The organism is Bradyrhizobium canariense (assembly GCF_019402665.1).
GTDB lineage: Bacteria > Pseudomonadota > Alphaproteobacteria > Rhizobiales > Xanthobacteraceae > Bradyrhizobium > Bradyrhizobium canariense.
Map to the genome: position 1 here is coordinate 1 of NZ_VSST01000154.1, position 613 is coordinate 613.

Here is a 613-nt window from a genome sequence, read left to right on the forward strand (position 1 = left end):
AGGCGAATGTACGTGACGACATGCTGTTCGTCATAGGCCGTAAGCACCGGGTCATTCGGCGCACAGTCCGCCACGTCTGGATCGAGGGAGGGTTTCTGCATCATACCCGCTTTAAAACTCCCAGAAACCTTGGTCGCAATCCAGACCTCCGTTGCCCGTTAGAATCCTGGATGTTCATTCAGTAGATCGGCAGCCAAGGGCGGCCGCGCTCATGGCGTTGGGACAATGGATAGCACGTTTTGATACGAATAGGAACGATCGTTCCTAGAACGATCGTTCCGGCTCAGTTCCCATATCGCCATGGATCTCAAAGAGATCATGGCTGTGAACCTGCGTCGGAAACGCCACGATCTACAAATGACGCAGGAGGAACTGGCCGAGCGCGCATGTTTAAGCGCGCGTTACGTCGGCGCCATCGAGCGCGGCGATGTATCGGCAAGCGTCACCGTGCTCGGGCAAATTGCTGAAGCTTTGGGGGTCGAACCGGGAGACCTGCTCAAAAAGGTTGCGCGGCTTAGCAAATCGTAAGCTGGCTCAGGTCAGCGCCCCGCCCGGCGGACCGGACGGGGCTTGGCGGAGCGTCTATTCGCCGCTCTTGCGCGGCCGCGACCAG

The 613-nt window shown here is 58.6% G+C and carries 1 protein-coding gene and 1 pseudogene; one reads left to right on the forward strand and one right to left on the reverse strand.

The window, feature by feature from the left end; genetic code table 11:
- Positions 1–101 (reverse strand): annotated as a pseudogene (locus FXB41_RS41390) (DUF2285 domain-containing protein); the annotation flags it as partial.
- A 199-nt stretch (positions 102–300) separates the two neighbouring features.
- Here FXB41_RS41390 and FXB41_RS40430 point away from each other — a divergent pair.
- On the forward strand, positions 301–528 hold the full coding sequence (locus FXB41_RS40430; protein WP_219685726.1) for a helix-turn-helix domain-containing protein: 228 nt from the start codon (positions 301–303) through the stop codon (positions 526–528).
- Positions 529–613 lie beyond the last annotated feature (85 nt).